Here is a 25,329-nt window from a genome sequence, read left to right as displayed (position 1 = left end):
CTCAGCTCCTCACGAGGCGCGTGACGGCGGCGATGACCTCGTCGACCTTCTCGGCCGCGGCCTCGTCGGACTCGCGTGCGGCGTCGACGACGCAGTGGGCGACGTGCTCCTCGAGCAGGCCGAGGCTCACGGCCTGCAGCGCGCGGGTCACGGCGCTCACCTGGGTGAGGACGTCGATGCAGTAGGTGTCGTTCTCGACCATCCGGGCGATGCCCCGCACCTGGCCCTCGATGCGCTTGAGGCGGCGCAGGTGGGCGTCCTTGGTCTCGGAGTAGCCGGGGACGACCGGCTCGGCCGCGGGGGAGGTGGTCATGCGTCGATGATACCCCCATGGGGTATTAGGCGACCATCCGGGGGCCGCCGTCCGCGTCAGCCGAGGTGCTCCTTGACGAGCTTCTTCGGCGCCCTGGTCGCCCACGCGTCGGTGATGATCTCGGCGAGCTCGAGGTAGTCCAGCCGCCCGAGGTCGCGCTCGCGGACGAGGACGGCGTCGTAGCCGTCGAAGTGTGGTGTCGTGAACCAGGGCTCGCCGAGCTGGAGGATCGACTCCTTGTCGTCCGGGCCGGGCACGACGATGCAGATGACGTCGTCCATCCGCTCGCCGGTGTCGGGGTCGACCGCGTCCTTGCGCGGCCCCCGCCAGGTGACGAAGCCCTTGCCGCGCACCGCGTAGGACGGGTGGGTGTCGGTGCCCTCGCGCGTGACGTCGGGCAGGGCCATCGCGATGCCGTCGACGTCGTCACGGTCGACGGGACGCGGGTCGGTGCTGGACACGGCCCCACCCTCCCACGCCGGGCGTCCCGCGTCCCACGCGAAAGTGTGTGAAACCGCCGGGCGGCACCGGCGGGTTCACACGCGTTCGCAGAGAGGGGGAGGCGGAGGGCGCGGTCAGTCGCGCGGCGGGGCGACGATCTCGAGCGCGGCGCCCCAGCCGTCGTAGGTGATGGTGACCCGCGAGTCCCCCATCGTCGCGTTCGCGTCGCGCAGCAGGCCGTCCTCGTCGACCCGGACGATGTAGGTGACCGTGTCGGGCGACCCGGGCTGCGTCACCATCCCGAGCGCCGCCCAGGCGGCGTCCGCCCGCACGGCGACGGCGTAGGTGGTCAGGGTGTGGCCCTCGACCACCTCCGTCCTGCCCCGCGTCACCGACCGGACGCCGTCCTGCCATGCCCGGACGTGGTGCGACGGGCCGGCGGCCTCGAGTCCCTCCGGGCGCTCGTCGACCTCCGTCCACGGCGACCCGAGCGGCTCCTCGTCCTGGGTCCACACGACGTCGTCGATGACGACGACGTTGAGCGACTGCTCCGCGTCCCGCAGGAGGACCCGCTGTGCACCGGTCGAGAGCAGGAGGTCGGCGTTGAGGAACTCGTAGTCCGAGTCGACGACGACGTTGACCGAGTCCTGCCCCTCGACCTTCTCGAGGAGTCCACCGAGGAACGCCTCGGCGTCGACCGGCCCCGGCGCGGGGGCGGCCGACGTGGACGCGGCGGTACGCGACGCTGCCGGCGCGGCGGTCGCGCCTCCGGCCGGGGTGCCGGTGCACGCAGCCACCGTCATCGCGCCGGCGACCGCCACGAGGACGAGAACGGTCCGACCGCGCCACGGGGCGCGACGGAGCTCAGCGGTGGACCCACCCACGATGCAACCCCCTGAACGACTGGGCGCAGTCTCCCACCGCGAACGCGTGTGAACCCGCCGGTCGGCGCCGGCGTGTTCACACGCGTTCGCGGGAGGAAGGGGCGGAAGGAGGGGCGGAAGGAGGGGGCGGGCAGCGTCAGAGGGTGCGGGTGAGGAAGGTGCTGTGGCGGTCGGGGCGGTAGTCGCCGAAGGGCTCGCAGTCGACGAACCCGTGCGCGCGGTAGAGGCCGCGCGCCGGCGCGAAGACGTCGCCGGAGCCGGTCTCCAGGCTGACCCGCGTCGCACCGGCCGCGCGCGCCTGCTCCAGGGCGTGGTCGAGCAGCCGCCGCCCGAGGCCGGAGCCGCGCAGCGAGGGCGCGACCCGCATCGTCTTCAGCTCGAGGTGGCCGCCACCGAGGTCCTTGAGCGCCACCGACCCGACGAGCGCGCCGGCCGCCTGCGCGACCCACAGCCGCACGGCGGGGTCGCGGAACTGCTCCAGCGAGAGCGCGTGGCGGCTGCACGCCGGCGCGGTGGGCTCCATCTCGGCGAGGTGCTCGGCGACCAGCACGGCCAGCCGCGGGTCCTCGAGCCGCGCCGGGACGATGGCCACCGCCGCCGTGCTCACGGCAGGTGCCGCACCAGGGTCGGGGCGAGGCCGACGTAGGTCGCCGGCGTCATCGCGGCGAGGCGCTCCTCGACGTCGGCGGGCAGCCCGAGGCCGCGGACGAACGCGACGAGGTCGTCCTGGCCGATGCGGCGGCCGCGGGTCAGCTCCTTGAGCCGCTCGTACGGCTCCTCCATCCCCGGCACGCCGCGGGCGCCGAGCGCGCGCATCGCGGACTGCACCGGCTCTCCGAGGACCTCCCAGTTGGCGTCGAGGTCGGCGGCCATCGCGGCCGGCACGGCGTCGAGGCCGTCGAGCCCCCGGTGCGCGTTGTCGATGGCGAGGAGGCTGTGCCCGAACGCGGTGCCGATGTTGCGCTGCATCGAGGAGTCCGTGAGGTCGCGCTGCAGGCGACTCTGGACGAGCGTCGAGGCGAGCACGTCGAGCAGGGCGTTCGAGACCTCGAGGTTGGCCTCGGCGTTCTCGAAGCGGATCGGGTTGACCTTGTGGGGCATCGTGCTCGACCCGACGGTGCCCTGACCGCGCACCTGGGCGAAGTAGCCCATCGAGATGTACGTCCACACGTCCGTGCACATGTTGTGCAGGACGCGGTTGAAGCGCGCGATGTCGGCGTAGAGCTCGGCCTGCCAGTCGTGGCTCTCGATCTGGGTCGTCAGCGGGTTCCACGTGAGGCCGAGGTGCTCGACGAAGGTCCGGCTCACGTCCTCCCAGTCGGCCTCGGGCACCGCGGCGAGGTGGGCGCCGTAGGTGCCGGTGGCGCCGTTCAGCTTGCCGAGGTACTCGGCGTCCTCGATGCGGCGCAGCTGGCGGCGCAGGCGCCACGCGAGGACGGCGAGCTCCTTGCCCATCGTCGTCGGGGTCGCCGGCTGGCCGTGGGTGTGCGCGAGCAGCGGCACGTCGGCGAGCTCGGTGGCCATCGACGTCAGCTGTTCGACGAGGGCGGTCGCCCGCGGCAGCCAGACCTGCTGCACCGCGCCCTGGACCATGACGCTGTACGAGAGGTTGTTGATGTCCTCGCTCGTGCAGCAGAAGTGGATGAGCTCGGCGAGACCGGCGTCCTCCGGGGCGGGGGCGATGTCGCGCAGCCGCGCCTTGAGGAAGTACTCGACCGCCTTGACGTCGTGCTGCGTCACCCGCTCGGTGGCCGACATCTCGTCGATCTCGTCGGCGCCGAAGGTCGTGACGACGGCCCGCAGCCGGGCCTTCTCGTCGTCGGTGAGGCGGCGCACGCCGGGCACGACCTCGCGGTCGGTCAGGTGCAGCAGCCACTCGACCTCGACGTGCACGCGGGCGCGGTTGAGCGCCGGCTCCGACAGGTGGTCGACGAGCCCGGCCACGACGCCGCGGTACCGGCCGTCGAGCGCCCCGAGCGCGATGGGCGGGGCGACGTCGACGAGGGACTGGGCGGCGTGGAGCCCGGACGCGACCGGGGGCGTGCTCGACATGGCCCCCATCCTCCCAGAGTGCGCGCGGGCGTCGTCCCCGGCGTCCGGGCGCCGCCCGCTGCCGGGTCGGCGGTCAGGCGTCGAGGGCGCGGCGGACGTGCTCGACGATGCCCGGCACGGCGGCGCGGATCTCGTCGTAGGTCTGCTCGTACTCGGCGTCACCGCCGTACCAGGGGTCGTCCATCCCGAGCTCGCCGACGGCCACGGCGTCCGGGTCGAAGGAGCGCACCAGCCGGACCTTCGCGGCGTCGTCCTCGTGGCGGGCCAGGCGGCCGAGGCGCTCGGCGTGCGGGTGGTCGGCGGCGAGGACGAGGTCGGTGTCGTCGAACCAGTCGGCGCGGAACTGCCGGGCGCGGTGGGCCGACCAGCCGACGTCGGGATGGCCGTGCCGGCGCAGCGTGGCGATGGTCCGCGGGTGCGCCGGGTTGCCGAGCTCCTCGGCGGAGGTGCCGGCCGAGTCGACCTCGACGCGGTCGCCGAGGCCGGCGTCGTCGAACGCCTCGCGCAGGAGCATCTCGGCCATCGGCGAGCGGCAGATGTTGCCGTGGCAGACGACGGTGACGCGGTAGGGGTGGTCGCTGGCGCTCATGCCCCCATCATCGCCGGGCTCCGTGCGGGTGCGGCGCCCGCCCCGGCCGGTCGTCAGGAGATGTCGAACCAGCCCGGTGCGGCGGCGGTGAAGTCCTCGGCGGTCATCGACCCCGCACCCGCGGGGATGCGTCCCCAGAGCGGCGCCCCGGTGACGCGCGGGAGGTCGACGAGGTTCTCGGTCTCGGCGAGCCCGGGGTCGGCCGGCCACGAGCCGACGACGACCCCGATGAGCGGCAGCGAGCGGGTGGCGAGCGCCTCGGCGGTGAGCTGGGCGGTGCTGAGCACGCCCAGGCCCGGCGACACCACGAGCACCACCCCGCACGAGACGCCCTTGTAGCGCAGGGCGGTGCCGAGGTCGGCGAGCGTGCCGCCGCGGGAGTCGAGACGCACGAGCAGGCCGCCCGCGCCCTCGACGATGGTGACGTGGGCCTGCGCCGCGAGCTCGCCGATCTGCTTGGCGTGCAGGGCGACCGGCGGAAGCGTCACGCCCTCGCGGCGGGCCGCGGCCTCCGGGGAGAGCGGGTCACGCAGCCGGAGGAGCTCGTGCGTCACGAGGTCGGTGCCGACGAGCCGGCGCACCGCGTCGACGTCACCGGGGTCGCCCGGGCCGACGCCGGTCTGGGTGGGTTTGACGACCTGCACCTCGGAGCCCCGCCCGCGGACGAGGGCCGCGAGGGCGGCGGTGGCGACGGTCTTGCCGACGTCGGTGCCGGTGCCGGTGACGAGGACGACGGAGGGGAGTGCGCGCGGGTCGCTCACTGCTCGCGCCCGGGGACGATCTCGGCGAGGACGGCTGCGGCACGGTCGAGGTCGTGCGCGGTGTGGTGGGCGTGCGCGGTGAGGCGCAGCCGCGACGTGCCGTCGGGGGTCGAGGGCGGGCGGAACGCGCCGACGCGCACCCCGAGCGCGAGCGCCCGCTCGACGGCCTCGACCGTCTCGTGCGGCCCGGGCATCGGTACGGACATGACGGCCCCGGTCGGCGCCTCGACCCCGACGGCCTCGGCGAGGCGGGCGGCGTTGGCGTGCAGGCGGGCCGGGAGCTCTGGATGGTCGCGCAGGACCTCGAGCGCGGCGAGCGCCGCGCCGGCCGCCGCCGGGGCGAGGCCGGTGTCGTAGACGAACGGCCGGGCCGTGTTGACGAGGTGCTCACGGACCTCGGGGGCGGCGAGGACCGCTCCGCCCTGGGAGGCCAGCGACTTCGAGAGGGTCGTCGTGACGACGACGTGCTCGGCGCCCATCGACCCGGAGGCCGCCACGAGGCCGGCGCCGCCAGGCCCGACGACCCCGAGCGCGTGGGCCTCGTCGATGACGAGCAGGGCGCCGGCCTCGGCGGTCAGCGCGACGAGGTCCTCGACGGGCGCGACGTCACCGAGCACTGAGTAGACCGACTCCGCGACGACGACCGCGCGCGGGGTGTCACGGCGGGCCAGGAGCTCGGCGACGTGCTCGAGGTCGTTGTGCCGCGAGACCGTCACGGCGGCCCGGGCGAGGCGGCAGCCGTCGATGAGCGAGGCGTGGGCGTGCTCGTCGCTGACGACGAGGGAGCCGGCGTCGGCGAGGGTCGTGAGGACCGAGAGGTTGGCCGCGTAGCCGCTGGAGAGGACGAGGGCCGAGGGGGCGCCCGTCATGGCGACGAGCGAGGCCTCGAGCTGCTCGTGGACGTCGAGCGTGCCCGTGACGAGCCGGGAGGCGCCGGCACCGGTGCCGTAGGTCTCGACGGCGGCGACGGCCCCGGCGACGACGGCGGGGTGGTGCCGCAGGCCGAGGTAGTCGTTGCCCGCGAGGTCGAGGACGTCGCGCGCCTTGGTCGTCACGAGACGCCGGGTCAGGCCCACGGCGTCGCGGGCCGCGGCGGCGTCCCTGATCCAGTCCAGCGGGCTGCTCATCCCTCGATCCTGCCATGCCCGGCCACCGGCACTTGTGACAAGTCCTTGACACAAGTGCCGCGAGCGGTCATCCTCCTTGTGTCAAGCATCCGGTACAAGTAAAGGAGACGACCGTGCTCGTCAGCATCCTCGCCCTGCCGCTCGCGCTCGTCGCCTTCGGTGTCGCCCTGGCGCGTCGCCACGTCGTCACCGTCGGGGTCAACGAGCACGCCGAGGTCGTCCGTATCGCCGACCGCACCCGAGGATGGCGGCTCGTCGGCCTCGCCCTGGGGCTCGTCGGCGGCGGGCTGCTGCTCGTCCTCGGGCAGCGGGTCGACGCGCTCGGCCGGCTGACGGCGCTCGCCCCGGCGGCCGTCGGCGCCGGGGTGCTGCTCGGCACGGTCGTCGGCGAGCTGACGGCACGGCCCTCCGCCGGGGTCCGGCGCACCGCGGTCGTCGAGACGCGGACCGTGCGCTCGGTGCTGCCGCGGGGGCGGGCGACCCTCCTCGCGCTCGCCACCGTGGCGCTCGGCGGGGTCCTCGCCGCCGGGACCGCCTGGGGTTCGCCGGACGACCTCGGCCGCGCGGGTCGCGCCCTCTCCGAGCGGTGCACGCTGCTCGTCGACGGGGTCGCGACGCAGGTGGCGGGCTCGCGCGGGCCGTGGCCGGGGTCGTTCTACACCCTGCCGCTCGCGGCGACGTCCGGCGTCCTGGCGCTGCTGACGGTGCTCGCCCTGCGGGCGGTCGTCCGTCGGCCCCGCCCCGACCCGCACGGCCTCGGCCTGGACTCGGTGCTGCGCCGGTGGTCGGCCGGGACGGTCCTCACCGCCGCGCTCTTCGCGGTGCTCGGCACCCTCGGGCCGGTCGCCTCGCTCATGGTCGCGCCGCTCGCCGACCTCGACTGCGGCACCCCGGTCCAGGCCGTCGGCCGCTGGGTCGTCACCGTCCTCGGCCCGCTCGCGCTCGTCGGGGCGGCCGCCGCGCTCGGGGCGCTGCTCGTCACGCCGCGCGTGCGCGTCGAGGACCTGCCGCGCCCGCTGCCGGGGGACGCGGCGCCGGTCGGGGCCCCGCGGCGATGACGCTGCAGTCCGTCACGGTCGACGTCCTCGACCCGACACCGCCCTACGAGCAGCTCCGGCGCCAGCTGGCCGACCTCGTCGGTTCCGGCGTGCTGGCGCCGGGCGACCGCCTGCCCCCGGTGCGGCAGCTGGCCGCCGACCTCGGGCTCTCGCCGGGCACGGTCGCCCGCACCTACCGCGAGCTCGAGCAGTCCGGCCACGTCCGCTCGCGCCGGGGCGGGGGGACCCGTGTGGCGCCGCACCCCCCGACCACCTCGACCCCCGAGCAGGCCCTCGAGGAGGCCGCGCGCGCCTACCTCGAGCGGGCCCGCGTCCTCGGTCTCGGCCCCGCCGAGGCCGCTGCGGCCCTCGACCGCCTCACCCCCCGCTGACCCAGCCCCACCCGCCCCACCTTTTCGGGGTCACCCCGAAATGTCCACGAGACCCCGGCTCGGAGCCGGGGTCTCGTGGACGAACCCTTGTGTCGGGGTGCTGCCTCAGCCGGTGAACACCCGCAGGCCGCGCGGCGTGCCGATGCCGCTCGGGGCGTCGTAGCCCTTCACGCCGCGGCAGAGGTAGTCGCCGCCGCAGAAGCCGTTCGTGCCGCCGACGACGTCGTTGACGAAAGCGGTGCGGCCGTACAGCGCGCTCGTCCGCACGGTCCGGCCGGCGCGGGCCGCCCCGACCATCCCCGCGACGAGCGGCGCGGACGTGCTCGTGCCGCCGAGGACCACCCAGTCCGGGCCGAAGGGGTTCTCCCACGTGTCGTAGACGGCGACGCCGGTCTGCGGGTCGGCGACCGCCGAGATGTCCGAGACGGTGCGCATCGCGCAGTGCGTGTCCTTCTGGCCGGCCGGCTTGGGGAACCACGCCGAGCACCCGCTGCCCGCGAACTCCCAGACCCGCTCGGACCAGCCCCGGGCACTGGTGCTGCGGCGCAGCGACGTCCCCCCGACCGCGATGACGTCCGGCAGCGCCGCGGGGAAGCTCGCCGTCGTGAAGCCCCAGTCGCCCGAGGAGACGACACTGATCATCCGGTCGCTGCGGTAGGGGCGCTTCACCGTGAGGGCGTAGCCGGACTCGTCGGCGCCGTAGCTGTGCGACGCGACGCTCGCGCCGAGGCGACGGGCCGTCTCGGTCGCGGCGGCGAGGTTCTCGAGCGACGGGTCGTCGGCCGTGACGAGGAGGATGCGGCAGGTCGGGCAGGCGGCCGAGACCATCTGGACGTCCATCGAGCCCTCGAGCGCCCAGCCGGGGTCGCCCGCCGGGAGGGGCGCGGCGCGGCCCTGCTGGTTGACCTTGCGGAAGCAGCCGGTCGACGAGCGGCACGGCGGCAGCTTGTACGTCGCGCGGTAGACGGCGAGGTCGGCCTCGGCGTGGGGCACGTCACCGGCGATGAGCACGGCGACGGTGGCGGTGCTGCCCGTCGCGGGGAGCCCGTAGGCCTTGCGCAGCTGGTCGGCGCCGTAGCCCGGCGGGCGGGTGGCCGCGGTGGCGAGGGCCCCGGTGCCCCGCGCCCCCACGCGGCGGTCGGTCGCGGCGCTCGCGGCCAGCCCGGCCTGGCGGGTGACGCGGTCGACGCGGCCCTTGGCGAGGCACCGTGCCTTGCCCGGACGTGGTGTCGCGCAGGCGTTCTCGACGACCGCGGGCGCGGTGAGCGTCACGTCCGCCGTGGCGGGCGACGGGTCGAGCGGAGCCGCGCTCGTCGGGGCGGCCACGAGGGTCGCGCCGACGACGGCGGTGGCGAGGAGGGCGCCCGTGGCCCGCAGGATGCGGCGGCCGGGACGGGGGGAGGCGGTGCGCTGACGGTTCATCGTGGTCTCCAAGGTCTCAGCGCACGGTCCACGCGCGGGTGATGGTCTGGGTGACGGTGCTGCTCGCCGAGTCGTTGGCACGGACGCGCAGGTCGGCGGTGCCGGCCGAGCGCGGGACGCGCAGGTCGAGGGCGAACGTGGTCGGCCCGGTACGGGTCCACGGCACCGTCGTCCACGGCCCCGAGCCGTACCTCACGTCGACGGCCAGGCTCGTCACGCGGGCCGTCGACAGGTAGGGCGTCAGGGTGAGGGTGCCGGTGTGCCGGCCGGGGAGCACGGTGCCGTCGTCCCCGATCCGGAGGTCGTAGCGCGGCTCCAGCATCGCGAGCGCGCTGCACGGCCCCACGCCGTCGAGGCAGTACTCGCCGGGCACGCTGCCCCGCGCGGTCCGCGGGACCTGCCAGGTCGTCGTGGTCGTCGAGTCCGCGAAGCCGAGGCGCCGCATCCGCTCGCGGTGCTGGATGACGACGGGCGCCGTGCCCTTCGGCAGCTCGACGAGGTCGACCATCGGGCCGTCGGACTCCCGGAGCACCCGCCCCGCGGTCGAGACCGACCACCGGACGCGCGACGGGTCGTCGACCAGGCCCCAGTGCGCGGGGTCGTTGTCGGAGAACGACGGCACGCCGAGGAACAGATAGCCGTCCTGGAGGCACGCGCCGCACACCGGGAAGGTCGGGCTCGGTCGGACGATGCTCGGGTGCGACGGCCGCTGGTTCCACACCTCGGAGTGCGAGGTGCCGGGGACGATGGGCCGCTCGGCGGACGTGAGGTACTCCGAGCCGACGTTGCTCTCCCAGTCGTAGGCGGCCGTGTACGACGCCGACACCGTGAGGCCCGCGCTGCCGCCACTCCACACCGTCGTCCGGGCGGGGGCCGGCCGGAAGAAGCCGATCCCGATGCCGCTGCCGTTCGGAAGGGTGATGCCGTGCTCGATGAGTGCGTCCATGCCGCTGCGTGCCGTGCTGCCGCGGTACCGGTGCGTGACCTGCATCAGCTCCGACGGCTTCGGGTCGAGGGTGATGTCGGCGGGCAGGGCGTCGGCGAATGCGGCGCCGAGGTCGTACTGGTACGCCGGGGCCGCGGCGTGTCCGCGCTCGGTCGAGATGGAGGTGTAGGCGCTGTCCAGGGAGCCGTGGACCACCGAGCCGGCCGGCACCGGGGAGTAGCGCACCGGCTGGCCGTCGAAGGAGATCACTCCGAGGGCGAACGAGCCGGCGCCCTTCGCGTCGAGGCGGTTGACGTCCAGGGCGGTGAAGACGGTGTCGGTCGGCTGCGGGGTCCGCGTGCGCGCCTGGGCCGTGGCGGCGCGGGTGTCGAGCCGCAGCGTCGTCGGGCCGGTGACGAGGGACTCGGGCTGCACGACGAGCCCGCTCGAGGTCTCGTCGCCGAACAGCGCGGCCAGCTGGTAGTGGCCGGCCGGGACGCTGAGGCGGGCTTCGCCGCCCACCGTGAACCCGGCGGTGAAGGCCTTGCGCATGTCGTCGACGTTGGTGAGGATCACGAGCCCCTCGACCGGGGTGCTGCCGTCGCCCAGCCGGATCTTCACGGTGTGCATCGGGAAGGTCGGGCGGACGGTCGGCGAGGCGGCGGTGATGCCGGCGACGCCGCGGAACACCGATGCGGCGGAGCGTGTCCGCAGGGCCTTCGCGAGCGCGGCCGACGACTCGGCGGTGACCACCCCGGTGGCCGTGCGCCCGGAGCGCTTCGTGATGCTCACGCCCGGGACCGCGGTCGGGGTCGAGGTGGAGTCGTACGTGACGGTGACCGGCGTCTGCGCCGGCTTGGTGGCGAGGGTGCGGGCGTCGAAGAGGGAGAGGTCGAGGCGGCCGACGAGGGGGCGGACCGCCGACGGCACGACGTACGTGTGGTCGGTCGTCCGCACGACCGAGAAGGACGAGCGCGACCCCGGGCTGCGGGTGACCGTGAGCGGCCGCCCGGCCCCGGGCAGCGTGACGACGTCTCCGGTGATGAGGCGGACCCGCTGCGCCGCCGAGAACGCCGAGGCGTCGACGGCCGGGCTCGCGGTGGCGGCGCGTGGCGCGACCGTCGGTGGCGGTGCGGCGTCGGCCGGGATCGTCAGGCCGGCCGCGGCGAGGGCCGCGACGGCGGCGCCGGACGCGGCGCGAACCGCGGTGGAGATGGGTCGACGGCGCATGCTGTTCTCACCTTCAGGAGTCCCCGGCACTGCTGTGGTGAGCGATGTCTACTCGGTATGCGAGCGGCTCCACAAGAGTCTTGCGAGAACTCGCAAACGGCGGCAGGCGGCCCTCAGCGGTGGACGTCGGCGACGGCACCGACGAGACCGGCCGTCAGGGTGGTGAGGTCCGCGTCGGAGGTGACGTAGGGAGGCATCGTGTAGACGAGGTCCCGGAACGGCCGGACCCAGACCCCGCGGGCGATCGCCGCGGCGGTGACCTCGGGGACGCGCACCGCCTCGCGCAGCTGGACGACGCCGACCGCGCCGAGGACCCGCACGTCGGCGACCGCGTCCAGCGTTGTCGCAGAGGCGAGCCCGTCGCGCAGGCCGGCCTCGAGGCGTGCGACCTCGGCCTCCGTGTCGCGTCGGGCGAGGAGGTCGAGGTTGGCGACCGCGACCGCGCAGGCGAGCGGGTTGGCCATGAACGTCGGGCCGTGCATGAGCCCTCCGGCGGCGCCCCGGCTGACCCCCTCGGCGACCTCGCGGGTGCAGAGCACCGCCGCCAGCGTGAGGTACCCGCCGGTCAGCGCCTTGCCGACGCAGAGGATGTCCGGGGTCGTGGTCACGCGGTCGCCGGCCCAGCGCGGGCCGGTGCGGTGGAAGCCGGTCGCGATCTCGTCGTGGATGACGAGGGCGCCGTGCTCGCGCGCCAGCCCGTGCAGCACCTCGAGGACCCGCGGTGGGTAGACGTGCATGCCTCCGGCGCCCTGGAGGACCGGCTCGAGGATGACCGCGGCGATGTCGGCAGCGTTGCGCGCGAACACTTCTCGCGTGGTGGCCTCCCACGCGACGAGGGCGGGGTCGTCCGCGGCGAGGTCGATCCCGCCGGGCGGGCGCGGGACGAAGACGTGCTCGGGCAGGACGCCGCGGAAGAGCGCGTGCATCCCGCCGTCGGGGTCGGTGACGGACATCGGCGAGAAGGTGTCGCCGTGGTAGCCGCCGCGGACGGTGAGGAAGCGGGTGCGTCGGCGGCCGGCGGCGAGCTGGTACTGGAGCGCGGCCTTCATCGCGACCTCGACCGAGACCGACCCGGAGTCGGCGAGGAAGACGTGCTCGAGCCCGGTGGGCGCGAGGGCCAGCAGGCGCCGCGACAGCTCGACGGCCGGCTCGTGGGTCAGGCCGCCGAACATCACGTGGGCCATGCGGCCGAGCTGCTCGGTGACCGCGGCGTCGAGCTCGGGCACGCGGTAGCCGTGGACCGCACACCACCAGGAGCTCATCGCGTCGACGACCTCGCGCGCGTCGCCCGCGGCGTCACGCAGGCGCAGGCGCACGCCCTCGGCGGACTCGACGACGTACGGGTCGGTGGGCGTCAGCGCCGAGGAGTAGGGGTGCCACACGTGCGCGCGGTCGAAGGCGCGCAGGGCGGCGAGGGCGGCGGCATCCATCGCGGCCCATCATGCCCGTCGGTTCGTGCGGCCCCATCACGGCGAACGCGTGTGAGCTCGCCGGGGGGCACCGGCGTGTTCACACGCGTTCGCGGGAGGGGCTCGAGGGGTGGGGGGAGCCTCAGGCGGCGTCGCGGGCGCGCTCGACCTTGGCCGCGAGCGAGCGGACGAGGTCGCGCAGGGCGGCGTCGAGCTCGGCGTCGGCCAAGCGGCCCTCCTCGAAGGCCTGGAAGGCGGAGCCCACGCCGACGGTGTCCTCGAGGACGTCGGCGCCGGCGACCGTGAGGACCTTGACGCCCTCCTCGCGGGCCCACTGGGCGGCGCGCGGCGAGCCGCTCGCACCGAGGACGGCGGCGGGCTTGCCGGCGACGGCCGCGGCGCCGCGGGGGCGCGAGACCCAGTCGACGGCGTTCTTCAGCGCGCTCGGGAGGGAGCCGTTGTACTCGGGGGTGACGAGCAGGAGCGCGTCGTGGTCGGCGACGGCGTCGCGCAGGTCGCGGGCGACCTCGGGCAGCGCGTCGTCGTGGTCGAGCTCCTCGGAGTAGTGCGGGAGGTCGGCGAGGCGCTCGAAGACGGTGGTGCGGACGCCGGAGGGCAGGTGGGCGACGGCGGCGTCGGCGAGCTGGCGGTTCGTGGAGCCGGCGCGCAGGCTGCCGACGAGGACGAGGACGTTCACGGTGGTGTTCTCCCGGTCGTGGCGATGGGCGGATCGGACGGGGCGATCGACGCTGATCAGGTCGTTGAACGCGCAACGACCCCCGGCTATTCCGCCCGGCCGCCCGTCAGCCCCAGGTCGTGCGCTCGACGCTGCCGTGGGCCACGCACGTCGCGGTCCATGCGGCCGGGGTGACCTGCACCTTCATCCGGCGGCGGCAGTGCACGCAGAAACGCGGCGGGTCGAGCGCACCGCGGCGCTCGCACGCCGCGTGGTCGCCGTCGGCCAGCGCGAGCCCGCACTGGCCGCACCACGTGCCGGGCTCGTCGCCCCGGGCGACCGGCTCGTGCGCCCCGGCATCCGCGAACACCATCGGGGTCAGAACGTCTCGTTGAGCGCCTTGACGGGCATCTCGAGCTCGTCGAGGAGGGCGAGGTCCTCGCGGGGGTCGCGCCCCAGCGTCGTCAGGTAGTTGCCGACGATGACCGCGTTGATGCCGCCGAGCAGCCCGTCGCGCGTGCCGAGGTCGCCGAGGGTCAGCTCGCGGCCGCCGGCGTAGCGCAGGATCGTCCGCGGCAGCGCGAGGCGGAAGGCGGCGATGGTGCGCAGGGCGTCGCCGGTGCCCATCGGCTCGAGGTCGCCGAACGGGGTGCCGGGGCGCGGGTTGAGGAAGTTGAGCGGCACCTCGTGGGGCTCGAGCTCGCCGAGCTGCGCGGCGAGCTCGGCGCGCTGCTCGAGGGTCTCGCCCATCCCGACGAGTCCGCCGCAGCAGAGCTCCATCCCGGACTCCTTGACCATCCGGCAGGTGTCGAGACGCTCGTCGAAGGTGTGCGTCGTCACGACCTGTGGGAAGTAGGAGCGCCCGGCCTCGAGGTTGTGGTTGTAGCGGTGCACCCCCATGTCGACGAGCTCGTCGACCTGCTCCTGCGTGAGCATCCCGAGCGAGGCGGCGACCTGGATGTCGACGGCGGCCCGGATGGCGGCGACGCCCTCGCGCATCTGCTCCATGAGCTTCGCGTCGGGGCCGCGGACGGCAGCGACGATGCAGAACTCGGTGGCCCCCGTGGCAGCGGTCTGCTTGGCCGCGCGCACGAGCTCGGGGATGTTGAGCCACACCGAGCGCACCGGGCTCGTGAACTGGCCGCTCTGGGAACAGAAGTGGCAGTCCTCGGGGCAGCCGCCGGTCTTGAGCGAGACGATGCCCTCGACCTCGACCGCGGGCCCCTGGTACTTCATCCGCACCTCGTGGGCGAGGGCGAGGAGGTCCTGGAGGCGCTCGTCGCCGGTGCGCAGGACCTCGAGCACCTGCTCCTGCGTCAGGGGGACGCCGCGCTCGAGCACCTGCTCGCGGGCGACGTCGAGGATGTCGGTGCCGGTGGCCTGTGCCGTCATGCGGGTGATTGTTGCAGCCGACGTCGCGTCGGGCGCGCCCCCGGGCCGGACGGACGGACCCCCGGCCGGCGCGCGCTGCACCGTCCGGGGGTCCGAGGAGCTCGTCCGAGGACCGGGGTCAGCTGAGGAACTGGCCGAGCATCCCGCCCTGCTGGCCGCCGCCGCCCTGGTGGCCGCCGTCGACGACGTTCTCGCAGGGCTGCACGAGCACGTAGCCCTGGCCGCCGAAGGCCATCTGGAGCAGCTCGCCGGTGCCGCCGCGGATCATCGATCCGAAACCGCCGGTGTCGACGCGGACGTCCATCGAGACGCCGGAGGTCCACAGGACGACGGCCTGGGCGTCGGCGAAGGTCGGGGAGGAGGCGACGTCGAGGGCGATGGGGTCGCCCTTGGTCGTCACCGCGACGTAGCCGGTGCCGCGCAGAGAGACGTTGTAGAGGCCGCCGGTCATCGCGGCGCCGCGGGCCTGGATGCGGTGGATGTCCCACTGGATCGAGCTGGAGAACGCGAGGACGTTGTTGCCGTTGACCGAGATCATGTCGTTCTCGAGGTACATGACCTGGATCTCGGCGGCCTCGTCGGCGACGAAGAGCTCGCCCTGGCCGGAGCACTCCATCATCTTGACGCCCTCGCCGGTCATCGCCGCCTTGAACATCTTGCCCATGCCGCCCGAGCCCTTGTTCGCGAAGCGGACGTCGCCCTGGTAGGCGACCATCGAGCCGGTCTTCGCCTGGACGGGCCCGTAGCGCATGTCGATGCGCAGGAGCTTCTTGTTCTGGAGGGAGAACGGGTCTTGGCTCTCCTTCTCGCGGAAGTCCTGGAACAAGGAGCCGTGGATCGTCATCGTGCCGCCTTCTCGTGTCGTCGGGGACGGCGTCCCCGCTGTCGTCAACGCTAGAAGAGACGAGGGGGTCGGCACTATGGTTCCGGGGAGTCCCGAGGGTCAGGTCAGGGAGGTCCCGGATGAGCTTCTTCGAGCGGGCGAAGGCGGCGGCGAGCGACCTCGCCGCCAAGGCCGACGTCGCGATGTCCAACGCCGGCATCAACGTCCCGGGGATGGGGGGCGACCGCGCGCTGCGCGACCTGGGGGTGCTGGCGTGGCTCGAGGCCACCGGCCGCCCCGTCGACGCCGCCGACCGCGAAAGGGTGATGGCGACGCTGCGCGAGCTGGAGACCGCCGGGCGGCTCGGGCCGCTCACGGTGACGCCCGCCCAGCCGTACGGGGCGCCGCCGCCCCCGCCCGGGTCCGCGGGTGCGCCGCCCCCGCCCGGGGCGAGTGCGCCACCGCCTCCGCCGCCCGCCCCGGGGGCCGGTGCGCCCCCACCGCCCCCGCCGGGTGGGGTCTCGCCCGCGGGGGACGCGCCCGCCGGCCCGCCGCCGGGCGCCGCCCCGGACCTGCGGCCGCCGCTGTCCGACACCGACGACCAGCCCCCGTCGTCCACGCCGCCGCCTCCGCCGCCCCCCAGCTGGGCCTGAGCGGGGTGGCCGCGGGGGCCGCGCCGACCTGGCGCGCCCACGCCGCGCACATCGCGGATCGAGACGGCAGGGTCCCTGAGAACGGGGAGCCGTGGTGTGCTCTCCCGGGATCCATGCCCGGCGGAAGGTTTCCCTTCCCCTCGCAACCACACGTTTCATTCGCGGAAGGTCTACCTTTCGCGGCGCAAGGGATCTGTTGCCGGGTGGCAGGGAAACCTTCCGCGGGGCAAGGAGTCTCGTGGGTGGGTCCGAAGATGGTTGCGCGCGGAAGGTAAACCTTCCGGAGCGCCAGGAGGCTGGGAGCACACACCTCTGCCGGGGGCGGTGGCGACCGCCCGGTCGCCGATGGGCGGGCGCCGGTCAGGCCCGCCGACGGGCGGCGTCGAGGAGCCCACGGAGCACCGCGGCCTCGGCCTCGGGACGCTCGCCGTCCGCAGGGCGCCCCAGGGCCCGCAGCCGGTCGGCCGCCTCGACCCGCTCCGCCACCTCCTGCTCGACCACGGCTCGCACCTCGTCCTCGGAGAGCTCCCGCCGCGGGACGTCCGCCGCTCCCACCCCGAGGGCCGCCTCCTCCATCGCACCCGCCCGCGGGCGGTCGCCCGACGGGACGGCCTCGGCGTTGCCCAGCGCGGCGAGGGCCGAGCGCAGGGCCGAGACGGTGACCGCGTCCCGGGCCCGCATCGCCGGCACGAGGCCGGCCGACAGGGCCGCCCGCAGGTCGCCCGGCGCCGCCTCGCCGGTCACGACCAGGCCGCCACGAGGAGCGCCAACGGCGCGGCGAAGGCCACCGCGGCGATGGCGTAGGCGGTCGCGGCCAGACGGGGGTGCGGCCCCAGCGCGAGCAGCTGCATCCGGACCGGCGCCGACGTCCCCGCGCCCATCGCCTCGTCGGGGTAGCGGCTCTGGGCGATGGCCACGAGGGCCCGCGCCGTCGCCACCTCCCCGCTGCGACGCACGGCGGCCCGGTCGGCCAGCGCCTCGACGAGCAGCCGCACCTCGGTCAGCGCCCGGTGCGAGCGCAGCGCCGACGGCACCGACTCGTGGAGCACGGTGAAGAACTCCAGCAGCAGGTCGTGCCGGGCCCGCAGGTGCGCCTTCTCGTGCGCGACGACGGCCGCGAGCTGCTCCTCGGGGAGGGTGTCGAGCACGCCCTGCGACAGCACGACCCGCGACGAGCGCCCGGGGATGCAGTACGCCGTCGCGGTGGGGTGTTGCAGGACGCGCAGGCCGTCCCGGTCGTGCTCGGCGACGATGTCGACGATCTCGCGGTGCCGTGCCCGGGCCGCCCGGATGCGGGTGCCGACCCGGTGCCCCGACACGAGCACCCGGACGATGAGGGCGGCGCTCACGCACGCGGCGACGACGACGAGCGCCGGGTGCTGACGCAGGTCGTCGGCTCCCGCGAAGAGCGGCAGCGCGGCGGGCGCCACGAAGAGCGCGGCGAGCACCCCGCCGAGCGAGACCGCCTGCCAGGCCAGGAGCGCGGCCCGCGGCGCACGCCGGAAGCGCGGCTGGCGGGCGAGCAGCCCGGGCGCCACCCACACGAGGGCGACGGCCAGCCCGGCAAGGACGAGCGGGAGCACGACCCCATGGTGGCAGGGGAGCCACCGCCGCGTCAGCCCGCCGCGGGCAGCGTCACCTCGGGCGCCCGGGCTCCCGGAGGGCGCAGCGCGGGGAAGGGCGGCAGGAGGGCCGTGGGGCCGAGCGAGGGGAGGTCGGTCTGCGCGGGGTCAGCGGCGCAGCCGACCGCGTAGACCCCGCGGGCTGCTCGCCCTCTCCTCGGCTTTGGCCTCGACCTCGGCGAGCACCGCCTTGATGTCGGCGATCTCCTCCGAGCTCGCGCCGTCGAAGAAGTGCAGGAGGGCGGCCCGGCGGTCGGTGACCTCCATGTCGTCGAGGGTGCGCCGCATCGTCTGAGCAGTGAGGGCCTCGCGGGAGTCGGCGGGGAAGTAGCGCCAGGCGCGGCCCTCCCGCACGCGCGTCACGAGCTCCTTCTTCGCGAGCCGGTCGAGCACGGTCATCACGGTCGTGTAGGCGATCTCGCGGTCGCGCTCGAGGATCTCGAAGACCTCGCGGACGGTCGCGCCGTCGGTGTGGCCGGCCTCCCAGAGGCGCTCCATGACCACGCGCTCGAGGTCGCCGAGTCGGGGTGCGGAGGTCGAGTGCGGCATGGCTACTCCTGGGGGCCGGGACGGACGGAGAGGTCGAGGACGGCGTCGAGACGGTCGAGCGCCTCGGGGCGGTGGCTCACGAGGACGACGGCGCGGTCGCGGGTCGCGTCGAGGACATCATCGAGCACGGCCGTGGCCGTCGGGTGGTCGAGGTGCGCGGCGGGTTCGTCGAGGAGCACGACCGGGCGATCCGCGAGCACCGCGCGGGCGACGCCCAGGCGGGTGCGCTCGCCGCCGGAGAGCCCGCGGCCGCCGGTGCCGAGCCGGGTGTCGACGCCGTCCGGCAGGCCGTCGAGCCAGCCCCGCAGGCCCGCGAGGTCGAGGGCGCGGCGCAGGGCGGTGTCGTCGCAGCCGGGCCGGGCCAGGCGGAGGTTCTCGGCGAGGGTCGTCGCGAAGACGTGGGGCTCGTCGTCGACGACCGCGACGTCGCCACGGGTGTCGGCGAGGGCCAGCCCACGGACGTTGGCGCCGCCGACGGTGTGCCGGCCGCCGCTGACGTCGAGGCTGCGGGCGAGCACGGCCAGCAGCGTGCTCTTGCCCGACCCGTTGGGCCCGACGACGGCGACGTGGCGGCCGGGCACGAGCTCGAGGTCGGTCGGGGCGAGGTCCTCGCGCGCCCCCGTCCACGACGCGCTCGCGGCCTCCAGCCGGACGCCGCCGCCACCAGCGGCGGAGAAGTCGGGGCGGGTCGCCGGGTGCGCGGGCTCGTGCACGGCGGGGTCCTGGTCGAGGAGCCGCTCGAGCCGCGCGCGGCTGCCCTGGGCGCGGGCGAGGGCACGCATCGTGTCGACGAGCGGGGCGAGGGCCTCGCCGACCGCGACCGGTACGAGCACGAGCAGGGCGGCGACGGGACCCCCGGTGGCGGCCGGGTCGACGACCGCGGCGGCGGCGACCGTCGCGGCGGCCGTGCCGAGCAGCAGGAGGGCGGCGACGAGCGCGCGGCCCCGGCTCTGCCGCCGGACGGCGGCCCGCAGCGTCGCGTGCGCCGCGTCGAGCCAGCCGAGCGCGGCGCCCTCGGCCCCGATGGCCCGCAGCTCGCCGGCCTGGCGGGCGACGAGGTCACCGACGCGGGCGGTCTCGGCGCGGGCGGCGAGCAGCTCGTCCCGCGACCGGGACTCGAACCACCACGCGAGGACGCACCCGAGGGCGACGACGACGAGCAGCCCGACGACGACGAGCCCGACGGCGGGGGCGAAGGCCGCCGTCAGCGCGGTTGCGAGCAGCCCGGCGACGGCGCTGGAGACGAGCGGCACGGTGACCCGGACCTGCGCCTCGACGACGTCGGTCAGGTCGTCGACCACGCCGGTGAGGACGGCCGAGCGCGAGCGGCGCCCGAGGCGCGCCGGGGTCAGCGGCACGAGCGCGCGGTACACGGCGCCGCGCCGGTCGGCGAGGTCGGCGAGCGCCGCGTCGTGCGACACGATCCGCTCGAGGTAGCGGAAGAACGGCCGGGCCATCCCGAACGCGCGCACGGCGACGATGGCCGCGAGCAGGGTGAGGATGACGGGCCGCTCGCTCGCGCGGACGACCAGCCATCCGGACGTCGCCGTGAGGGCGATGCCGGCCGAGGTCGCGGCGCCCCCGAGGAGCCCGCCGAGGACGGTGGCCCGGGTCGGGCGCAGGACGGTCGTGGTGTCGCTCACCGGTGCACCTCCGCACCGGTCGCCGTGACGACGACGTGCCGGTCGGCGAGGTGCACCAGCTCCGGGCGGTGCGTGACCACGACGACGGTGCGTCGCTCGGCGAGTTCCTGGAGCAGCGCGTGCACCTGGGCGCTCGCGTGCTCGTCGAGGTGGGCGGTGGGCTCGTCGACGAGCAGCACGGGCGCGGTCGACAGGGTCGCGCGAGCGATGGCGACGCGCGAGCGCTGGCCGGCCGAGAGCCCCACGCCGTCGTCACCGAGCGGTGTGGCCAGCGCGTGCGGGAGGCCGGCGACGAAGCCCTCGAGCCCGACGGCCCGCAGCGCCCCCCAGAGCGCGTCGTCGGGGGCGTCGGTGCCCAGGCGCAGCGCGTCACGCAGGGTGCCGGCCGGCAGGAACGGGCGCTGCGTCACGAGGTGGCAGCGTCCGGCCACGACGACACCGGAGGCGGGCGTGCGCAGGCCGGCGAGCAGCTCGAGGAGCGTCGACTTGCCGACGCCCGAGGGGCCGGTGACGACGGTGAGGCCGGGGCCGGCGGACAGGGTCACGTCACGGACGACCGGCTCGGGGCTGCCCGGGTAGGCGTACGAGACCTCCCGCAGCTCGGCCCCGACGAGGTCAGCGCTCCGTCCCGCGGGCGAGGGCGCCGGCTGGTCGGCCGTGAGGTCGTCGAGGACGGCGGCCACCGCCTCTGTCCCGTCGGCCGCGTTGTGGAACTCGGCGCCGACCCGACGGATCGGCCAGTAGGCCTCCGGCGAGAGGAGGATGGCGAGCAGGCCGGTCTGCAGCGCGACCGTCCCGTGCGTGAGGCGCAGGCCGACCGTGACGGCGACGATGGCGACCGAGATCGACGCGAGGAGCTCGAGCGCCGCGGAGCTCATGAAGGCCAGGCGCAGCGTGCGCATCGTCGCCGTGCGGTGCCGCCGGCTGACGTCGCCGACGACCTCGGCCTGGCGCTCGGCCCGTCCGTACCCGACGAGCGTGGGGAGCCCGCGCATGACGTCGACGAAGTGGCCGGACAGCTGCGAGAGGGCCTGCCAGCGGCGGTCGGTCTCGTCGCGGGTGGCGGCGCCGATGAGCGCCGCGAAGAAGGGGAGGAGGGGCAGGGTGAGGACGACGACGAGGGCGCTCAGCGGGTCGACCCACAGCAGCGCCGCGACCGCCATCACGGGGACGGCCGCCCCGGCGACGAGGGCCGGCAGGAAGCGGGCGGCGTAGGGCTCGACCGCGGCGACCCCCTGCGCCGCGAGGGTGGCGGCGCGGTCGGGGTCCGGGCGGTGCTCCGCGGGGACGGTGAGCCAGCGCCGCAGGAGGGCGCTGCGCAGGGCGGCGGTCACCTCGACCCCGGCCCGGGCGGCCACCCGCTCGGAGGCCCAGCCGAGGCCGGCGCGCCCGACGAGCAGCCAGGCGAGCCAGGCCGCGGGACCGACGACCCCCGCGCCCTCGACGACCGCCACGACGAGCGCCGCGAGGGCGAACGCCGTGCCGATCGTGGCGGCCCCCTGGAGCACGCCGACGACCGCCAGGAGCAGGACGGGGCGGCGGGCCGCGGGGGCGACCGCGAGGACGCGGGGGTCGAAGGGCCTCATCGAGGGGTCAGGGTCCTCACTTGACCGCGACCGGGGCGGGGATGTGGTGCGTCCCGATCCGCTTGCGGAAGGTGTAGTAGGTGTACGCGGTGTAGAGGAGCACGATCGGCGTGAAGACGAGCGCCGCGCCGGTCATGATCTTCAGGGTGAGCGGGCTGCTCGACGCGTTCTCGATGGTCAGCGACCGACCACCGGCGAGGCTCGTCGGCATGACGTCCGGGTAGAGGGCCAGGAAGTACGTGGCCACCGCGGTCGCGGCCGTGACGGCCGTGCCGATGAACGCCCAGCCCTCGCGGCCCTGCGTGTTGGCGTAGATCGCCGCGAGGAGCGCGACGGCGGCGACGACCGTGGTCACCCACGACCACACCGAGCCGGTCGCGACGTTGAGCCAGAGCAGCGTGACCACGGCGAGGCCGGCCGTCACGAGCCCGAGGACGGTGCCCATCCGCCGGGCGTCCTCGCGGATCGACCCGCTGGTCTTCAGGGCGAGGAAGAACGCGCCGTGGGTGAGCGAGAGCGCCAGCACGGTGAGGCCACCGAGCAGGCTCAGCGGGTTGAGCAGGGTGAAGAGGTTGCCCGCGTACTCCGAGTCGGCGTCGAGCGGGACGCCGCGCACGACGTTGGTCAGCGCGACCCCGACGAGGAGCGGCGCGGCGACCGAGCCGCCGATGATGGCGATGTCCCAGCGCTTGCGCCAGGTCGCGTCGTCGCGCTTGCCGCGGTACTCGAAGCCCATGTTGCGCACGATGAGCGCGACGAGGACGAGCAGGAGCGGCAGGTAGAACGCGGAGAACATCGTCGCGTACCACTCGGGGAAGGCGGCGAAGGTGGCACCGCCGGCGGTGAGGAGCCAGACCTCGTTGCCGTCCCAGTGGGGGCCGATCGTCGTGAGCATCACGCGGCGGCGCTTCTCGGTGTCCTCGGCGTCCGTGCCGGCGCCGAGCGAGGGGAGCAGAGCGCCGACACCGAAGTCGAAGCCCTCGAGGACGAGGTACCCCGCCCAGAGGAGGCCGATGAGGCCGAACCAGAGCAGCTGAAGAGTGTCCATGGTGTGCGAGTCCCTGTGGTCAGTAGGCGAACTGGAGGGGGGCGTCCTCGGGGACGTCCGTGTGGTCGGCCGGGTCCTCGAAGGGCTCGGCGCCACGGCGGACGTAGGTGAGGAAGAGCTTGACCTCGACGACGGCGAGCGCTGCGTAGAGGAGCGTGTAGACGACCATCGACACCCAGACCTCGCCGACGCTGACCGAGGGCGAGACACCGGTGGCGGTCGTCATCAGGCCGTAGACGAGCCAGGGCTGGCGACCCATCTCGGTGAAGATCCAGCCGAAGCTGTTCGCGGCGATGGGCAGGAGCGGGGTGAGGACGGCGACCGCGGTCCACCAGCGGGCCTGCGGCACACCGTTCTTGCGGGTGACCCAGAGCGCCGCGGCGGCGAGGAGGATCGTGAGGAACCCGGCGCCCATCATGAGGCGGAACGTCCAGTAGGCGACCGGGATGATCGGCGCGTAGTCGTCGGCCTGCACGAGCGCGGCGACCTCGGGGCCGTACTGCTGGCCGACCTTCTCGGCCATCGCGCGCTCGGAGACCTTGAGGTCGTTGATGCCCTCGACCGTCCCGTTGAAGTCGCCCGTGCCGAGGAAGGAGAGCAGCCCGGGCACCTGGATGACGCGGGTGGCGGTGCTGCCGTCGAGGGGGCCGATCGACAGGACCGAGAACGGGGCGTTGCTCGTCGTGTCGTAGAGCGCCTCTGCCGCAGCCATCTTCATCGGCTGGACCTCGGTCATGATCTTGCCCTGGACGTCACCGGAGACGATGACGCCGAGCGAGGCGACGAGGGAGACGACGGCGCCGACGCGGACGGCCTTGCGGTACATCGGGGCGTCGTCGGTGGCGTGGTCACGGCGCAGCAGCCAGAGCGCGACCCCCATGATCACGGCGCCGCCGACCATGTAGGCCGAGAGGACGACGTGGGGGAAGGTGACGAGCTGGACCTTGTTGGTCAGCACGGCGAGGAAGTCGGACATCTCGGCGCGGCCGGTCTCGGGGTTGAACCGGAAGCCGACCGGGTGCTGCATGAACGAGTTGGCCGTGAGGATGAAGTAGGCCGACAGCACGGTGCCGACGTGGGTGAGCCACATCGAGCTGGCGTGGAGCTTCTCGGGGATGCGACCCCAGCCGAAGATCCAGACGCCGAGGAAGGTCGACTCGAGGAAGAAGGCGAGCAGCGCCTCGAAGGCGAGCGGGGCGCCGAAGATGTCGCCGACGAAGCGGGAGTAGTCCGACCAGTTCATCCCGAACTGGAACTCCTGGACGATGCCCGTGACGAGACCGAGCGCGAAGTTGATGAGGAAGAGCTTCCCGAAGAACTTCGTGAGGCGGTAGTACTCGGGGCGGTGCGTGCGGACCCACTGGGTGTGGAAGTACGCGACGACGCCGGACATCCCGATGGTCACCGGGACGAAGAGGAAGTGGTAGACCGTCGTGATGGCGAACTGCCACCGGGCGACGTCGAGCGAAGATCCCATGCCTTGCTCCTGGAGCGCGTAGTACGACGTGATGTAGTACAAACTACACAACGTCGTAGATCGCACCCAGTCGTCCCGGTGTGAGGCGGGCCACGCAGGCCAGCGTCACCTCACGCGGGCGTCGGAGCGCGACACAAGGCTTCGTCCACGAGACCCCGGTTCGGAGGTCGTGCCTCGTGGACATTTCGGGGTGACCCCGAAATGTCGACGCGTCGCGCGCCCCGGTTGTGCCGCCGCTCAGGCGTCGGGGTAACCGTGCGGGTTGCGCGACTGCCAGCGCCAGGTGTCGGCGCACATGTCGTCGACGGTCCGCGTCGCGCGCCAGCCGAGCTCGGCCTCGGCCCGCGACGGGTCGGCGTAGGACGCGGCGATGTCGCCCGGCCGGCGGTCGACGACCTCGTGCGGCAGCTCGTGGCCGCAGGCCCGCTCGAACGCGTGGAGCAGCTCGAGCACCGACGTGCCGTGGCCGGTGCCGAGGTTCCACGTCGACACCGCGTCGTCGGTGCTCCCGAGGCGCGCCAGCGCGGCGACGTGTCCCGCGGCGAGGTCCTCGACGTGGATGTAGTCGCGCACGCCCGTGCCGTCGGGCGTCGGGTAGTCGCCGCCGAAGACGAGGAGCTTGTCGCGCCGGCCGACCGCGACCTGCGCGATGTACGGCATGAGGTTGTTCGGCACGTCGGACGGGTCCTCGCCGATCGTCCCCGAGGCGTGGGCGCCGACCGGGTTGAAGTAGCGCAGCAGGGCGACGCGCCACGTGGGGTCGGCGGCGGCGACGTCGCGCAGCACCTGCTCCTGCATCACCTTGGTCCAGCCGTAGGGGTTGGTCGCCGAGGTCGGCAGGTCCTCGTGCATCGGCACCGGCGCCTCGGCCCCGTAGACGGTGGCCGAGGACGAGAACACGAGACGGCGCACGCCGTGGCGGCGCATCGCCCGCACGAGAGAGAACGTCGACCCGAGGTTGTTCTCGTAGTACTCCAGCGGCTTCTCGACGCTCTCGCCGACGGCCTTGAACCCCGCGAAGTGGATGACCGCGTCGAACGGCTCGTGCGCGAAGAGGTGCTCGGTCTTGTCGTGGTCGGTCAGGTCGAAGGAGCGGACGTCGAGCGGCTGCCCGGTGATCGCCTCGATGCGCCCGACGACGGTGGGCTTGGCGTTGGCGAAGGAGTCGACGACGACGACGTCGTGCCCGGCGCCGACGAGCTGGACGACCGTGTGGGACCCGATGTAGCCGGCACCGCCGGAGACGAGGACGCGCATGGCGTCGACCCTAGCGTTGGA

General features: G+C 74.5%; 26 protein-coding genes. 3 read left to right on the top strand and 23 right to left on the bottom strand.

The genetic code is table 11. The annotated features are described in order from the left end of the window. Nucleotide 1: 1 nt before the first annotated feature. The 8 genes from IG69_RS0105070 to IG69_RS0105035 all read right to left on the bottom strand — a co-directional run bounded on the left by IG69_RS0105070 (nucleotide 2) and on the right by IG69_RS0105035 (nucleotide 6,167). Nucleotides 2-313 carry a metal-sensitive transcriptional regulator gene (locus tag IG69_RS0105070; protein WP_030527089.1) on the bottom strand — a complete coding sequence of 104 codons (312 nt, stop codon included), beginning with the start codon at nucleotides 311-313 and terminating at the stop codon, nucleotides 2-4. A 56-nt stretch (nucleotides 314-369) separates the two neighbouring features. Next, nucleotides 370-774 (bottom strand): hypothetical protein, encoded by a 405-nt coding sequence (locus tag IG69_RS0105065; protein ID WP_030527088.1) that lies wholly within the window; start codon nucleotides 772-774, stop codon nucleotides 370-372. Between the two features lie 114 nt (nucleotides 775-888). Then, entirely contained in the window at nucleotides 889-1,638 is a 750-nt protein-coding gene (locus IG69_RS20865; RefSeq protein WP_157577363.1) for a hypothetical protein, read from the bottom strand. 136 nt (nucleotides 1,639-1,774) lie between these two features. After that, nucleotides 1,775-2,245, bottom strand: coding sequence for a GNAT family N-acetyltransferase (locus IG69_RS0105055; protein ID WP_036829087.1), 471 nt, complete (start codon nucleotides 2,243-2,245; stop codon nucleotides 1,775-1,777). After that, entirely contained in the window at nucleotides 2,242-3,690 is a 1,449-nt protein-coding gene (purB, locus tag IG69_RS0105050) for an adenylosuccinate lyase (RefSeq protein ID WP_051750240.1), read from the bottom strand. The genes IG69_RS0105055 and purB overlap by 4 nt, the downstream gene beginning before the upstream one ends. 73 nt (nucleotides 3,691-3,763) lie before the next feature. Continuing rightward, complete coding sequence (locus tag IG69_RS0105045) at nucleotides 3,764-4,279, bottom strand: low molecular weight protein-tyrosine-phosphatase (protein WP_030527084.1); 516 nt, start codon at nucleotides 4,277-4,279, stop codon at nucleotides 3,764-3,766. Nucleotides 4,280-4,332: 53 nt separating this feature from the next. Beyond that, entirely contained in the window at nucleotides 4,333-5,040 is a 708-nt protein-coding gene (gene bioD / locus IG69_RS0105040) for a dethiobiotin synthase (RefSeq protein WP_030527083.1), read from the bottom strand. Continuing rightward, nucleotides 5,037-6,167: an 8-amino-7-oxononanoate synthase gene (locus IG69_RS0105035; protein WP_030527082.1), complete on the bottom strand. Its 1,131-nt coding sequence runs from the start codon at nucleotides 6,165-6,167 to the stop codon at nucleotides 5,037-5,039. The genes bioD and IG69_RS0105035 overlap by 4 nt, the downstream gene beginning before the upstream one ends. A 113-nt stretch (nucleotides 6,168-6,280) precedes the next feature. Between IG69_RS0105035 and IG69_RS20860 the strand changes: the two genes are divergently transcribed. Continuing rightward, complete coding sequence (locus tag IG69_RS20860) at nucleotides 6,281-7,225, top strand: hypothetical protein (protein ID WP_051750239.1); 945 nt, start codon at nucleotides 6,281-6,283, stop codon at nucleotides 7,223-7,225. Further along, nucleotides 7,222-7,596 carry a GntR family transcriptional regulator gene (locus IG69_RS0105025; RefSeq protein ID WP_030527080.1) on the top strand — a complete coding sequence of 125 codons (375 nt, stop codon included), beginning with the start codon at nucleotides 7,222-7,224 and terminating at the stop codon, nucleotides 7,594-7,596. Before IG69_RS20860 ends, IG69_RS0105025 begins: the two co-directional genes overlap by 4 nt. Before the next feature lie 105 nt (nucleotides 7,597-7,701). On the opposite strand, the gene IG69_RS0105020 is transcribed toward IG69_RS0105025, so the two are convergent. The 7 genes from IG69_RS0105020 to IG69_RS0104990 all read right to left on the bottom strand — a co-directional run bounded on the left by IG69_RS0105020 (nucleotide 7,702) and on the right by IG69_RS0104990 (nucleotide 15,494). Continuing rightward, the gene (locus tag IG69_RS0105020; protein WP_051750238.1) at nucleotides 7,702-9,018 is read right to left on the bottom strand and encodes a S53 family peptidase; all 1,317 of its coding nucleotides are present in this window, start codon (nucleotides 9,016-9,018) and stop codon (nucleotides 7,702-7,704) included. Between the two features lie 16 nt (nucleotides 9,019-9,034). Beyond that, on the bottom strand, nucleotides 9,035-11,173 hold the full coding sequence (locus IG69_RS0105015; RefSeq protein ID WP_030527078.1) for a hypothetical protein: 2,139 nt from the start codon (nucleotides 11,171-11,173) through the stop codon (nucleotides 9,035-9,037). 113 nt (nucleotides 11,174-11,286) lie between these two features. Then, complete coding sequence (locus IG69_RS0105010) at nucleotides 11,287-12,603, bottom strand: adenosylmethionine--8-amino-7-oxononanoate transaminase (protein ID WP_030527077.1); 1,317 nt, start codon at nucleotides 12,601-12,603, stop codon at nucleotides 11,287-11,289. Nucleotides 12,604-12,724: 121 nt separating this feature from the next. Then, entirely contained in the window at nucleotides 12,725-13,279 is a 555-nt protein-coding gene (locus tag IG69_RS0105005; protein ID WP_030527076.1) for an NADPH-dependent FMN reductase, read from the bottom strand. 106 nt (nucleotides 13,280-13,385) lie between these two features. Continuing rightward, nucleotides 13,386-13,631, bottom strand: coding sequence for a biotin synthase auxiliary protein BsaP (bsaP, locus tag IG69_RS0105000; protein ID WP_030527075.1), 246 nt, complete (start codon nucleotides 13,629-13,631; stop codon nucleotides 13,386-13,388). A gap of 5 nt (nucleotides 13,632-13,636) precedes the next feature. Next, nucleotides 13,637-14,650, bottom strand: coding sequence for a biotin synthase BioB (gene bioB, locus IG69_RS0104995; RefSeq protein WP_030527074.1), 1,014 nt, complete (start codon nucleotides 14,648-14,650; stop codon nucleotides 13,637-13,639). 118 nt (nucleotides 14,651-14,768) lie between these two features. Continuing rightward, nucleotides 14,769-15,494: an AIM24 family protein gene (locus IG69_RS0104990; protein ID WP_030527073.1), complete on the bottom strand. Its 726-nt coding sequence runs from the start codon at nucleotides 15,492-15,494 to the stop codon at nucleotides 14,769-14,771. Between the two features lie 119 nt (nucleotides 15,495-15,613). Here IG69_RS0104990 and IG69_RS22450 point away from each other — a divergent pair, with 119 nt between their 5' ends. Then, nucleotides 15,614-16,126 carry a hypothetical protein gene (locus IG69_RS22450; protein WP_030527072.1) on the top strand — a complete coding sequence of 171 codons (513 nt, stop codon included), beginning with the start codon at nucleotides 15,614-15,616 and terminating at the stop codon, nucleotides 16,124-16,126. Nucleotides 16,127-16,486: 360 nt separating this feature from the next. Here IG69_RS22450 and IG69_RS0104980 read toward each other — a convergent pair whose 3' ends face one another. The 8 genes from IG69_RS0104980 to galE all read right to left on the bottom strand — a co-directional run bounded on the left by IG69_RS0104980 (nucleotide 16,487) and on the right by galE (nucleotide 25,308). Beyond that, nucleotides 16,487-16,870: a GatB/YqeY domain-containing protein gene (locus tag IG69_RS0104980; RefSeq protein ID WP_030527071.1), complete on the bottom strand. Its 384-nt coding sequence runs from the start codon at nucleotides 16,868-16,870 to the stop codon at nucleotides 16,487-16,489. Then, nucleotides 16,867-17,709, bottom strand: a complete 843-nt coding sequence (locus tag IG69_RS0104975) for a M56 family metallopeptidase (RefSeq protein WP_030527070.1) — start codon at nucleotides 17,707-17,709, stop codon at nucleotides 16,867-16,869. Before IG69_RS0104975 ends, IG69_RS0104980 begins: the two co-directional genes overlap by 4 nt. A 147-nt stretch (nucleotides 17,710-17,856) precedes the next feature. Continuing rightward, entirely contained in the window at nucleotides 17,857-18,297 is a 441-nt protein-coding gene (locus IG69_RS0104970) for a BlaI/MecI/CopY family transcriptional regulator (protein ID WP_036829083.1), read from the bottom strand. 2 nt (nucleotides 18,298-18,299) lie between these two features. Continuing rightward, nucleotides 18,300-19,940, bottom strand: coding sequence for a thiol reductant ABC exporter subunit CydC (cydC, locus tag IG69_RS0104965; RefSeq protein ID WP_157577361.1), 1,641 nt, complete (start codon nucleotides 19,938-19,940; stop codon nucleotides 18,300-18,302). Beyond that, nucleotides 19,937-21,526 carry a thiol reductant ABC exporter subunit CydD gene (gene cydD / locus IG69_RS0104960; RefSeq protein ID WP_030527067.1) on the bottom strand — a complete coding sequence of 530 codons (1,590 nt, stop codon included), beginning with the start codon at nucleotides 21,524-21,526 and terminating at the stop codon, nucleotides 19,937-19,939. Before cydD ends, cydC begins: the two co-directional genes overlap by 4 nt. Before the next feature lie 16 nt (nucleotides 21,527-21,542). After that, nucleotides 21,543-22,574 (bottom strand): cytochrome d ubiquinol oxidase subunit II, encoded by a 1,032-nt coding sequence (gene cydB, locus IG69_RS0104955; RefSeq protein ID WP_030527066.1) that lies wholly within the window; start codon nucleotides 22,572-22,574, stop codon nucleotides 21,543-21,545. Nucleotides 22,575-22,593: 19 nt separating this feature from the next. Next, nucleotides 22,594-24,051 (bottom strand): cytochrome ubiquinol oxidase subunit I, encoded by a 1,458-nt coding sequence (locus IG69_RS0104950; RefSeq protein WP_030527065.1) that lies wholly within the window; start codon nucleotides 24,049-24,051, stop codon nucleotides 22,594-22,596. A gap of 237 nt (nucleotides 24,052-24,288) precedes the next feature. Next, the gene (gene galE / locus IG69_RS0104945; RefSeq protein WP_030527064.1) at nucleotides 24,289-25,308 is read right to left on the bottom strand and encodes a UDP-glucose 4-epimerase GalE; all 1,020 of its coding nucleotides are present in this window, start codon (nucleotides 25,306-25,308) and stop codon (nucleotides 24,289-24,291) included. Between the last annotated feature and the right edge of the window lie 21 nt (nucleotides 25,309-25,329).

Source organism: Phycicoccus jejuensis (genome assembly GCF_000720925.1).
Taxonomy (GTDB): domain Bacteria; phylum Actinomycetota; class Actinomycetes; order Actinomycetales; family Dermatophilaceae; genus Phycicoccus; species Phycicoccus jejuensis.
The sequence above is the reverse complement of the archived record's forward strand: the minus strand, read 5'-3'. Positions and strand labels throughout refer to the sequence as shown.

Excerpts from the sequence above, each read along its gene's own strand:
- IG69_RS0105070 (WP_030527089.1), bottom strand. The coding sequence starts at position 313 with ATGACCACCTCCCCCGCGGCCGAGCCGGTCGTCCCCGGCTACTCCGAG.
- purB (WP_051750240.1), bottom strand. The coding sequence starts at position 3,690 with ATGTCGAGCACGCCCCCGGTCGCGTCCGGGCTCCACGCCGCCCAGTCC.
- IG69_RS0105045 (WP_030527084.1), bottom strand. The coding sequence starts at position 4,279 with ATGAGCGCCAGCGACCACCCCTACCGCGTCACCGTCGTCTGCCACGGC.
- IG69_RS0105035 (WP_030527082.1), bottom strand. The coding sequence starts at position 6,167 with ATGAGCAGCCCGCTGGACTGGATCAGGGACGCCGCCGCGGCCCGCGAC.
- IG69_RS0105025 (WP_030527080.1), top strand. The coding sequence starts at position 7,222 with ATGACGCTGCAGTCCGTCACGGTCGACGTCCTCGACCCGACACCGCCC.
- IG69_RS0105020 (WP_051750238.1), bottom strand. The coding sequence starts at position 9,018 with ATGAACCGTCAGCGCACCGCCTCCCCCCGTCCCGGCCGCCGCATCCTG.
- IG69_RS0105015 (WP_030527078.1), bottom strand. The coding sequence starts at position 11,173 with ATGCGCCGTCGACCCATCTCCACCGCGGTTCGCGCCGCGTCCGGCGCC.
- IG69_RS0105010 (WP_030527077.1), bottom strand. The coding sequence starts at position 12,603 with ATGGATGCCGCCGCCCTCGCCGCCCTGCGCGCCTTCGACCGCGCGCAC.
- bsaP (WP_030527075.1), bottom strand. The coding sequence starts at position 13,631 with ATGGTGTTCGCGGATGCCGGGGCGCACGAGCCGGTCGCCCGGGGCGAC.
- bioB (WP_030527074.1), bottom strand. The coding sequence starts at position 14,650 with ATGACGGCACAGGCCACCGGCACCGACATCCTCGACGTCGCCCGCGAG.
- IG69_RS0104990 (WP_030527073.1), bottom strand. The coding sequence starts at position 15,494 with ATGACGATCCACGGCTCCTTGTTCCAGGACTTCCGCGAGAAGGAGAGC.
- IG69_RS22450 (WP_030527072.1), top strand. The coding sequence starts at position 15,614 with ATGAGCTTCTTCGAGCGGGCGAAGGCGGCGGCGAGCGACCTCGCCGCC.
- IG69_RS0104970 (WP_036829083.1), bottom strand. The coding sequence starts at position 18,297 with ATGCCGCACTCGACCTCCGCACCCCGACTCGGCGACCTCGAGCGCGTG.
- cydD (WP_030527067.1), bottom strand. The coding sequence starts at position 21,526 with ATGAGGCCCTTCGACCCCCGCGTCCTCGCGGTCGCCCCCGCGGCCCGC.
- cydB (WP_030527066.1), bottom strand. The coding sequence starts at position 22,574 with ATGGACACTCTTCAGCTGCTCTGGTTCGGCCTCATCGGCCTCCTCTGG.
- IG69_RS0104950 (WP_030527065.1), bottom strand. The coding sequence starts at position 24,051 with ATGGGATCTTCGCTCGACGTCGCCCGGTGGCAGTTCGCCATCACGACG.
- galE (WP_030527064.1), bottom strand. The coding sequence starts at position 25,308 with ATGCGCGTCCTCGTCTCCGGCGGTGCCGGCTACATCGGGTCCCACACG.